This window comes from Pseudomonas folii (assembly GCF_014357575.1).
GTDB classification, from domain to species: domain Bacteria; phylum Pseudomonadota; class Gammaproteobacteria; order Pseudomonadales; family Pseudomonadaceae; genus Aquipseudomonas; species Aquipseudomonas folii.
On the sequence record NZ_JACONW010000197.1, the window covers coordinates 1 to 8559 of the forward strand.

The 8559-nt window shown below is 57.4% G+C and carries 8 protein-coding genes; 3 read left to right on the forward strand and 5 right to left on the reverse strand.

What is annotated here, in order from left to right:
* Nucleotides 1-29 precede the first annotated feature (29 nt).
* The 3 genes from H8S59_RS24625 to H8S59_RS24635 form a co-directional block, all read right to left on the reverse strand.
* Nucleotides 30-605, reverse strand: a complete 576-nt coding sequence (locus H8S59_RS24625) for a cob(I)yrinic acid a,c-diamide adenosyltransferase (RefSeq protein ID WP_187523113.1) — start codon at nt 603-605, stop codon at nt 30-32.
* Between the two features lie 13 nt (nt 606-618).
* Complete coding sequence (locus tag H8S59_RS24630; RefSeq protein ID WP_187523114.1) at nt 619-2655, reverse strand: sensor histidine kinase; 2037 nt, start codon at nt 2653-2655, stop codon at nt 619-621.
* A gap of 75 nt (nt 2656-2730) precedes the next feature.
* Nucleotides 2731-3651, reverse strand: coding sequence for a putative 2-dehydropantoate 2-reductase (locus tag H8S59_RS24635; protein WP_187523115.1), 921 nt, complete (start codon nt 3649-3651; stop codon nt 2731-2733).
* A gap of 157 nt (nt 3652-3808) precedes the next feature.
* Here H8S59_RS24635 and H8S59_RS24640 point away from each other — a divergent pair, with 157 nt between their 5' ends.
* Together H8S59_RS24640 and H8S59_RS24645 are read left to right on the forward strand one after the other, a co-directional pair.
* Nucleotides 3809-4294, forward strand: coding sequence for a YajQ family cyclic di-GMP-binding protein (locus tag H8S59_RS24640; RefSeq protein ID WP_027900271.1), 486 nt, complete (start codon nt 3809-3811; stop codon nt 4292-4294).
* 121 nt (nt 4295-4415) lie between these two features.
* Nucleotides 4416-5261 carry a mechanosensitive ion channel family protein gene (locus H8S59_RS24645; RefSeq protein WP_095096312.1) on the forward strand — a complete coding sequence of 282 codons (846 nt, stop codon included), beginning with the start codon at nt 4416-4418 and terminating at the stop codon, nt 5259-5261.
* Nucleotides 5262-5364: 103 nt separating this feature from the next.
* Here H8S59_RS24645 and H8S59_RS24650 read toward each other — a convergent pair whose 3' ends face one another.
* Complete coding sequence (locus tag H8S59_RS24650; protein WP_095096309.1) at nt 5365-6921, reverse strand: AmpG family muropeptide MFS transporter; 1557 nt, start codon at nt 6919-6921, stop codon at nt 5365-5367.
* Nucleotides 6922-6963: 42 nt separating this feature from the next.
* Entirely contained in the window at nt 6964-7293 is a 330-nt protein-coding gene (locus H8S59_RS24655; protein WP_095096893.1) for an MGMT family protein, read from the reverse strand.
* A 211-nt stretch (nt 7294-7504) separates the two neighbouring features.
* On the opposite strand from H8S59_RS24655, the gene H8S59_RS24660 reads away from it, so the two are divergent.
* Nucleotides 7505-8512, forward strand: coding sequence for a DUF481 domain-containing protein (locus H8S59_RS24660; protein WP_187523116.1), 1008 nt, complete (start codon nt 7505-7507; stop codon nt 8510-8512).
* Nucleotides 8513-8559: the final 47 nt, after the last annotated feature.

The following is an 8559-nucleotide window of genomic DNA, read 5'->3' on the forward strand; positions in this document are numbered from 1 at the left end:
GTTTAACGTTCATCCAGCGGGAGCGGTGATTAAGGCTTCTTCGCTGCTTCCCACAATATCTCCGCAATACCCTGCCGCTTGGCAATCAATCGCGCTGCGACAAACAACAAATCCGATAACCTGTTGATATACGCCAACCCAACCCCGGCCAGCGGCTCGATGGCATTGAGATGCTGACAGCGTCGTTCGGCACTGCGGGCCAGGCTGCGGCAGACGTGGGCCTGGGCGATCAGCGCCGAACCACCGGGCAGAATGAAATTCTCCAGCGGCCCCAGCTCTTCATTCCACAGGTCGATGGCCGCTTCCAGTCGATCAATTTCAGCCTGATCAAGGGCCTGATAAACCGGCATCGCCAATTCGCCACCCAGGTCGAACAATCGATGCTGACACGGCGCGAGCACTTCGATCACCTCAGCGAGGGCAGGCTTTGCCGACAGTCGCTCGGCCAGCCCGGCAAGGAGTAATCCCAACTGGCTGTTCAGCGTATCAACCTCGCCGATTGCTTCGACCCGGGGGTGATCCTTCGGCACGCGTCGGCCGTCACCCAGGCCGGTTTCGCCGGTGTCGCCAGTGCGTGTGTAAATCTTCGACAAGCGAAAGCCCATTCTCAATGCTCCGTTATAGCGGCGAAATAACCGCTTCAGGCACGTTCACCTGGCTGCCTGCCAAAGGCAGGCGCAAAGTGAAGCAGGTGCCCTGGCCGACAGAAGAGTGCACCTCCATCTGGCCTTTGTGATTGTTGGTAATGATGAAGTACGACACCGACAGCCCAAGCCCGGTGCCCTGACCAATTTCTTTGGTAGTGAAGAACGGTTCGAACGTTCGCTTACGCACTTGTTCGGTCATGCCGATACCGTTGTCTTCGACCTGAATCTCGGCCCATGGCGGATTCAGTCGGGTACGCAGAATGATACGCCCCGGTTCTGCATCATCCGGGCGTTGATGAATGGCCTGTGCAGCGTTCTTGAGCAGGTTCAGCAACACCTGCTCCAGTTCGTTGGCCGTCCCCGGCACCGGACCCAGTTCCGGGTCGAATTGACGAATGATGGCCTGGCCCTTGAAGTCGAAACCGATGGTCAGGTCAAAGTCATTACTGGCGATCTCTACCGCCTGATCAATCAATGCCGGCAGGTCGCACGGGGCCATTTGCCGGGTGCTGAGACGGCTGAAGCTGAGCATGTGGCTGACGATCTTCGCGGCCCTTGCACCGGCTTGCTGAATACCATCGAGCAGTTTTGGTACTTCCCGGCTGACCAGATAACGATTCACTGTTTCCAGCTCGATGCCTTCGGCTTCGGCTTGCTCAATGTTTTTCTGCAGGTCGGTCGACAGCCGCCGTCTAATGTTTTGCACGTTATGCAGGATCGCACCCAGCGGATTGTTGATCTCGTGGGCCATGCCTGCCGCCAGGCCGCCGACGGAAAGCATCTTCTCGGACTGCACCATCATCTCTTCCAGCGACAATCGCTGGGTGATGTCATCGACACGAATCACCACGCCTTGCCCCGCGCCGCCAGTCAGCGGGTAGAAAGTCAGGGCATAGTGACGACGCTCTTCGTCCTTGATCCAGGTGACCCGTTCGATCTTGGTGACACTGTGTTTCTCCACCGTCTGCTTGAGCTGCGGCAGGAAGGTTCTCATCGGCGGGAAGGCCAGAAATATCGGCTGGTTGAGCGCTTCATCCAAAGGCGTGCCGGAAAGTGCGCTGGCTTCCTGATTCCACTGGGTAACATACAGCTGTTCATCCAGCGCAATCAGCGCCGAAGGCATCGAGTCGATGATGCTGTTCAGGTAGTTCTGGAATCCTGTGAGCTTCTTCTCGATCTTGCTGCGCACCTTCACCTCAAGCTCCAGCTTGCGGTTGGTGTTACGGGTCTCTTCGGCCAGCCCCTGAGCCTGATCGTAGGCCTCCTGAGAGTCGTCCCGAGCGCGCTTGAGTTGTTGCTCCCGGGCCTCGATACGCGACAGCATGGTGTTGAAGGCTTCAGCGAGACTGCCGATTTCATCCTTGTTGCCTGGCGCTGCGCGCAATGCGTAGCTCTCTTCCCGTGTGACCTGACGTGAGAGCTCTTCCAACTGATAGATGGGTTCGGTAATCAGGCGCCGAATCTGCCGGGCAATGACCAGCCAGAGCAGTACGCTGAAGACCAGAATGCCAAGGCTGGCAGTCAGGGTGCCGGTGTAGAACGCAGTCGGTAATTCGCTACTGGCAACCAGTAACAGGTGGCCCGGTGCCTGACCCGCTTTCGGTACCGGGATTAGCTGGGTATTACGAAATTCGGTGATGCGCCAGGCTTCGATGTCTTTGAATCGTCCCGGCAGCCTGAGCTTGTCGCCTTGTTGCAGCTGGCCAATTCGCTCGCCATTGGAGTCGTAAAGAGCAGCAGCGCGCAACGGACCGTAATTTTTCAGCTCCTTGAGCAACGATTCGGCATCCGCTGGTGAGCTGAGTGCCTGTTCAGCAAGGTTCGGATTGCTGATCAGGCGGCCAATGGTCTGCAGTGCCTGAGGGGCCATGGCCTCCTGAGAAATGTAATAGGCGGCACTGATGAACGTCAGATTGGCGACCAGCAGGACAGTGGTCAGCAAGACCAGCAAGGCTGCCAGTAGCTTCTGGCCGACTGGCAGGTTTTCCAGGCGTTGGCGCAATGGCATGAGGCGGATCACACGGGGATGAGGAATGTTCAGGGTAGCGCGCCCCCCGGCCATTGAGCAAACAGGCGGCCGGAGCTAGTTCGCGGGCAGCCCTTTGTCCGTCAGGTGTTTTACAAGTCTGACCTTCAGTTGCTGCAAATGCGGAATAACGACGCCATGGCGCTCGGCGATTGCACAGGCATGGCCCAGCAAATAGCTGATCTCTGTGCGGCGTCCTTGCGCGACATCCTGATACATCGACGAGTAATTGGCCGCTGTTGCCTGAATGACTCGTTGCACATCGCTGTGCAGATCCTCGGCTGCTGCTGGCTGTCCGCACTGTTGGAGCAGTTCGGTCAGTTCGGCACACAGGGTGGCCACTTCGCAGTGATGTTGCATCAAACCACCATTTTGGCAGTCGTGAAGTACGGTCAGCGGATTGATCGCGCAGTTAAGTGCCAGCTTGCGCCAGAGCCGGGTGAGGATGTCCGGGGTCCATTCATGGGGAATGCCTGCCAGTTGCAGGTCGCTCAGCCACTCAGGCGGGGAGGGATCGGCAGGGTCGCCCAACCAGTTATAACCATGCCCGGCAAACACCACTGACCCGTCGCGTTGGCGAAACGCTCCTTCGGTGCTGGAGGCGCAGATGCAACGTGCTTTCGGGACTTTTGCGGCGACCGCGTCCTGACTGCCCAAGCCGTTTTGCAGCAGGATTATTTCCGCGTCATGTGTCAGTCGATGCGCCAGTGCCGCTACGGCCTGCTCGGCATCGTAAGCCTTGCACGCCAGCAATAGCCGTTTGATGGGCTCTGCGCTGTCGAGAGTCTGCGCGCTGATCGCCGCTCGACTTTCAACACCCTGCTCAACCAGCGTCAGAGTCCCGCCATTGGCGTTATACGCGGCCAGACGCGTAGCATCACGCAGGATCAGTCGAACCGGCAAACCCACTCTCGCCAGTCGCACTGCCCAAAGGCTGCCCAGGCTCCCGGCACCCAACACATGCCAGACGACGGCCATTAGCGGCTCACGGCGAGGCGAAGAAAACTGAGCAGGAGCGAGAAATTGGCTGTCGACATGGATGGCTCGCAGTGAACGCGGGAAAGTCTCGTTATAATAACCGGGTTTTATTCACATCAAAGACTGGCGTTTCAGCGCCATCCATTGGAGAAATGACATGCCCTCGTTCGACGTAGTGTCCGAACTGGATAAACACGAAGTCACTAACGCCGTCGACAACGCTATCAAAGAGCTGGACCGTCGCTACGACTTGAAAGGTAAAGGCGAATTCGAGTTCAAGGAAAAGGACCTGACGGTCAGTCTGACTGCCGAGGCGGAGTTCCAGCTTGAAGCGATGATCGAAATCCTCAAGCTATGCCTGGTCAAGCGCAAGATCGACGTCAAATGCCTTGAAGTCAAAGACGCCTTTGCTTCCGGTAAATTGATGAAGCAGGACGCCGTTCTCAAGGAAGGCATCGACAAAGAGCTGGCGAAGAAAATCGTCGCTCACATCAAGGAAGCCAAGCTCAAGGTCCAGGCCGCCATTCAAGGTGAGCAAGTGCGCGTGACCGGCAAGAAGCGTGACGACCTGCAAGAGGCCATGGCCGTCCTGCGTGCCAATGAGTTTGGCATGCCGCTGCAATTCAATAACTTCCGCGACTGATCGACCGCCCTTGGCGCAGGAATCTGTTTCCCTGACGCGTCCACGGCTTGTGCAAGCTGTGTAACCATCGGGCACCGCCTGATGGTTGCGGCGTCAGGTCGCGAAATGTAAGGAGAGAAAGATGGATTTGAATGCCGAAGTGGATCATCTGGTAAAGGCCTCCCAGGCCTGGATCCCGATGATCATGGAATACGGCAGCCGCGTACTGTTGGCGTTGGTGACCCTGACGATTGGTTGGTGGCTGATCAATCGCCTGACCACTAAGGTGGGGGCGCTACTGGCACTGCGCAATGCTGACCTCGCGTTACAAGGCTTTATCAGCAGCCTCGCCAACATCATTCTCAAGATTTTGCTGGTTGTGAGCGTTGCGTCGATGATCGGGGTCGAAACCACCTCGTTCGTTGCCGCTATCGGTGCTGCAGGTCTGGCGATTGGTCTTGCGCTGCAAGGCAGCCTGGCGAATTTCGCAGGCGGCGTGCTGATTCTGCTGTTTCGCCCGTTCCGTATTGGAGACTGGATCGAAGCGCAGGGAATCTCGGGCACTGTCGACAGTATCCAGATATTCCATACCGTGGTGCGTACCGGTGACAACAAGACGGTGATACTGCCCAATGGCAATCTGTCCAACGGGATTATCACTAACACCAACCGCCAGCCGACCCGCAAGATTACCTTTGATGTGGGCGTGGATTACGAGGCCGATCTGAAGCAGGCGCTGCAAGTTCTGATGGACATGGCAGATGATCCTCGCATACTGCAGGACCCTGCACCGCAGGCCGTGGTAGCTGCGCTGGGTGATAGCTCGATCACTGTTTCGTTGCGGGTCTGGGTCAAGACCGGTGATTTCGGCGATGTGTCCAACCGCTTCAACGCCGAAGCCCGTGACCGCCTGCGTGCTGCCAACATCGACATCCCGTTCCCGCAACGCGTTATTCGCGTGGTTCAGGATTCAGCAGCACCGCAGTAATTAGCCTATGACTTTGTAGGAGCTGCCGAAGGCTGCGAAAGCATCTGGCTGACACGCCGCCATCGCAGCCTTCGGCAGCTTCTGCAGATTCAGCGTTGCAGCCTTAAAGTTGATCTTGCGAGGGCTTCTCCGCCTCAAGCACCTCGGCCGCCTTGTCCTGGCGCGCTTCCTTGCTCCACTGCAGGATGATCATGATCAGCGTGGGTACGCCCAATAGCGCAGTGATCAGGAAGAAGTTGTGATAGCCATACTTCTCCACCACAACCCCCGAATAACCTCCCAGCAAACGCGGCAGCAGCAGCATGATCGAGCTGAGCAGCGCGTATTGTGTCGCCGAGAATTTGAGGTTGGTCAGGCTCGATAGATACGCTACGAACGCCGAGGTCGCCAATCCGGAGCTGAAATTGTCCAGGGAAATGGTCAGCACCAGCATCTTCAGGTTCGGCCCCATGTCGGCCAGCATCAGAAACAGCAGGTTGGTAGCCGCCGAGGTCAGGCCGCCAATGAACAGAATCGGCATGATGCCAAAACGCACGATCAACAATCCGCCAAAGCCTGCGCCCAGCAGCGTCATGATCAGACCGAAGATCTTGCTGACACTGGCAATCTGATCCTTGGTAAAGCCCTGATCGATGTAGAAGACGTTGGCCATGACACCCATGACCGTGTCTGACATACGGTACGTCGCGATCAATCCCAGCAACAGGAACGCCTGCCAGCGATAACGCAGGATGAAGTCATTGATCGGCGTCAGCACCGGAGCCAGGCCCCGCCGCCCCATTGAAGACAGGCACGCGACGGTCAGGACGATATAGAGGATGGCGCGCAGAAAGGCGCGGTCTTCCATCAGCAGGTCCGTCCAGCTGGCGTGCTGAAACAGTACGCTGGCGAAGTCTGTGTTGTAGAGCTGGGTGAACATCGCCGGAACCGATACGAGCAGCACAATCAGCACAAACACGGACGCCAGCTGGTGCACGAAACCATAGCGAGCGGCCGACAATTGGGTGCGCAGTGCCACCGGAGGTTCGCGCATGATCAGCGTAGTAATCAACGCTGGCAGCATCAGCAGGCCAAACAGCACGTAGGTGCCGGTCCATGCCGAATGCTTGTAGGCGAAACCCGTGGAGCCAAAACCTTCGGCGAAATACAGCGCGCCTGCGGTGGCGAGCAGCGCCGCGACACGGTAGCCGGACATGTAACTGGCTGCGAGGGCGGCCTGCTGGGTATCGTTGGCAATTTCCAGGCGATAGGCATCGATGGCGATGTCTTGAGTCGCGGATGAAAACGCCACGACCACGGCGATTGCGATCAGCCAGGACAAGTGCTGCTGCGGGTCGCAGAAGCCCATGCCGATCAATCCCAGAATCACCAGGCTTTGCGATAGGACGAGCCAGGAGCGTCGCCGCCCCAACTTGCCAAGCAGCGGCAGGCGCCATTGGTCGAGCAGGGGCGACCACACCCATTTAAATGCATAAGCCAGCCCGATCAGGCTGGCATAGCCAATGGTTTCTCGAGCGACACCGGCTTCACGCAACCAGACCGACAGAGTGGAAAACACCAACATGTAGGGCATGCCCGCAGCGAATCCGAGCAATAACAGCACTAACGTCGAAGGGCTGGCATATGCGGCGAGCGCGGCGCGCCAGGTTTTACGGGGCATGGGCTGGAGTCTGCCTCAGGTTACGAAAACAAAGGGCGCACTCTAACCGCTGTGCTCTATCGGACGCCAGCCATGACGCCGGATATCTACCCGATTGTTCTGCACAATGATGCCTTCTGCACGTAATCGGGCGCGTTGTTCGTCGCCTGACGGTGTACCGACGGGCAAACTGACCTTGCCGCCAGCACCTATCACCCGATGCCACGGCAGCGAAGTGCCATCCGGTAACTGGCTCAATGTCCGCCCGACCCAGCGCGCAGCGCGACCCAGTCCGGCCAGTTCCGCCAACTGCCCATAGCTGACCACTTTCCCTTCAGGCACCTGATTGAGCGTAAGGTACAGCGCCGTGCGTCGCGCCTGCGTCGGGTCCATTCCGGTCGGATCCGATGAGTCCGGCTGCTGCTTGATCAACGCTTTGCTCCTGTTTATAGAGCTGTTTATGGATGGGCGGCCGCCTGGTATTTGAACTACTGAGGTTTTCTGCTGTCAGTGTTTTCTGTTCCAGCGGCGGTCTTCGATTGCCTTGACGTCATCCCGAGGGATGATGCCCGATTTTCCGCTAACTTGAGCCTCCTTGTTGCTTATGCTGACCAGAACTTTGCTGTTCCTCGCTGCCTCCGTTGCCGCTACTCCTTTGCTCGCTGATACCGTCTGGTTGAAGAATGGCGACAAAATCACCGGTACCATAAAACTCTTCGACGGCGGCAAGCTAGTGGTTGAAACCTCTTACGGGGGATCGATTCCCGTTGACTGGAAGCAGGTCAAGACCCTGGAGAGCGACCAGCCGCTGATGGTCAAGCAGGATCAGTATCAGGGCGAAATTGCCAAATCATTGAAAGCCTCTGACGACGGCAAGGTCACGCTGACCAACGGCGACGCACCTAAAACGGTCGAGCTGGCCAGCATTCAGCAGATTCTCAAGCCCAAGCCGGTGATCACTGATCTGGTCTGGAAGGGCAATGTCGACCTGGCGGCGGATTTCCAGCAAGCCGAGAACGACACCAACGATTACAACGTCGCTTTCAAGACCTCGGCGCGGCATGGTCAATGGCGTCATAACGCCAAAGGCGATTACAACCGCGAGACTCAGGATGATGTGGTCAGCACTGACAACTGGAGTGCCGAGTACTCCATCGACCGCTTCCTGACCGAGAAATTTTTCTGGGATGGCCGGATCAGTTACAAGCGCGACAAGATCGAAGACCTCAGTCGTCAGCGCGTTGTAGGTACGGGGCCGGGCTACCAGTTCTGGGATGACGAGCTGGGCGCTTTCAAGCTGGGCGCTCTGCTTAACCGCACCGATTTCGAGTTCAGAAACGGCGAGAAAGAGAATTTCTACTCTGTGGCGGGTACTTGGGATTACAACCGTTTCCTGATCGGCAAAAAGGTCGAGTTCTTCACCAACGGCGAAGTGGGCAAACCCATCAGCAACGTGGCTGACTATTCTCTGGATGCGGAGGTGGGGCTTCGCTACAAAGTGACGGATTGGGCGTCATTGAACCTCAAGGCCGAGAAGAACGTTATCAGCGGATCCGAAAATGGCGATCTGGACAAAACCCGCTACACCGCAGGGTTTGGTGTGAGCTGGTAAGACCTGTTAAAAATAGCTGGCACGCGCTCTTGCTCTGAATGATGCCT

Bases quoted from the DNA above. Each gene is read 5' to 3' on its own strand.
- H8S59_RS24625 (WP_187523113.1), bottom strand. From the start codon at position 605: ATGGGCTTTCGCTTGTCGAAGATTTACACACGCACTGGCGACACCGGC.
- H8S59_RS24630 (WP_187523114.1), bottom strand. From the start codon at position 2,655: ATGCCATTGCGCCAACGCCTGGAAAACCTGCCAGTCGGCCAGAAGCTA.
- H8S59_RS24635 (WP_187523115.1), bottom strand. From the start codon at position 3,651: ATGGCCGTCGTCTGGCATGTGTTGGGTGCCGGGAGCCTGGGCAGCCTT.
- H8S59_RS24640 (WP_027900271.1), top strand. From the start codon at position 3,809: ATGCCCTCGTTCGACGTAGTGTCCGAACTGGATAAACACGAAGTCACT.
- H8S59_RS24645 (WP_095096312.1), top strand. From the start codon at position 4,416: ATGGATTTGAATGCCGAAGTGGATCATCTGGTAAAGGCCTCCCAGGCC.
- H8S59_RS24650 (WP_095096309.1), bottom strand. From the start codon at position 6,921: ATGCCCCGTAAAACCTGGCGCGCCGCGCTCGCCGCATATGCCAGCCCT.
- H8S59_RS24655 (WP_095096893.1), bottom strand. From the start codon at position 7,293: ATGGACCCGACGCAGGCGCGACGCACGGCGCTGTACCTTACGCTCAAT.
- H8S59_RS24660 (WP_187523116.1), top strand. From the start codon at position 7,505: ATGCTGACCAGAACTTTGCTGTTCCTCGCTGCCTCCGTTGCCGCTACT.